Here is a 1117-nt window from a genome sequence, read left to right on the forward strand (position 1 = left end):
CATGAAAAGCTTCTGCCACTTGGTGTGATGCGGCAGAATGCCCGCGTGCAGCATGTCGGGATTGGTGACAACAATGTGTCCCTGCCGGCGGATGGCCTGCCGCGCGTCGTCGGGGGTGTCGCCGTCATAGGTGAAGGTTTTGATGTCTGCCTGCAAGTCGGTGATCAGGCTGTGTGCTTCGTGCATCTGGTCCTGCGCCAGCGCCTTGGTGGGAAAAAGATACAGCGCGCGCGTTTCCCGTTCGTCCAGAATGCTCTGTAACACGGGTAGATTGTAGCACAGCGTCTTGCCGCTGGCCGTCGGCGTCACCAGCACGACATCCTGACCATTGCGGATGAAATGCACGGCCTGCGCCTGATGTTTGTATAGCTTTTCCATCCCACGCGCCTGCAAAACCGAAAGAAGCCGTTGACTTACCCACGGGGGGTAGTCTTCCCAGTCGCCTTGCTTTGCCGGTATTTCCACAATTGCCGCCGCATTGGCATTGAAACTTTTATTTTTCTTTAAACGCGCGATCCATTCTTCTAATGTGAGTTTGGCCATAATCATCCTGAAATCAGGGAGATCCGCTGCTAATTGCCGATCTGTTATTGAATAATCATTGCTGAAATATCTCTTTATGTCAAGGCAGCATATCCGGCGGCAATTTTGTCTGCTCCGTTTAAGTAAAAATCCATGTTTGATGTGTTATTCGGCTTGAATAATAAGGCTTGCTGAATTATATCTTGATCGTAATATCAGCTCAGTAAAGCAATGTTCTAACCATGAGTTGCCGGAGAAAAAAATGAAGACCGGTTTTACTTACTCAGACAGGCTCATTTCCATAAAAGATGATACAATCATTTTTAATGATTATTACTTTCCCACCATGAAAGAAAAAACAGTCCGGCTGGCCGATATTGAAAAGATCGTGGTCCGACCATTGACTATCTGGAACGGAAAATGGCGACTGCACGGAACCGGAAACTTTAAAATCTGGTATCCAAGGGACAATGATCGCCCCAAACGGGACCGCGTATTCTTTGCCAAACTGAAAAACCAGTGGATCAATATCGGATTTACGGTTGAACGTGCGGATCAGGTAGAAAAAATATTCGCCGGTAAAAATTTGCTTAAA

General features: G+C 47.5%; 2 protein-coding genes. One reads left to right on the forward strand and one right to left on the reverse strand.

Translation table 11 applies throughout. The annotated features are described in order from the left end of the window. On the reverse strand, window positions 1–549 hold a 549-nt coding region (locus CVU71_18770), incomplete at its 3' end, for a helicase (protein PKN16362.1). A 235-nt stretch (window positions 550–784) separates the two neighbouring features. Here CVU71_18770 and CVU71_18775 point away from each other — a divergent pair. Continuing rightward, the coding region (locus tag CVU71_18775) for a hypothetical protein (protein ID PKN16361.1) at window positions 785–1117 on the forward strand (333 nt) is incomplete at its 3' end.

The organism is Deltaproteobacteria bacterium HGW-Deltaproteobacteria-6, assembly GCA_002840435.1.
GTDB lineage: Bacteria > Desulfobacterota > Syntrophia > Syntrophales > Smithellaceae > UBA8904.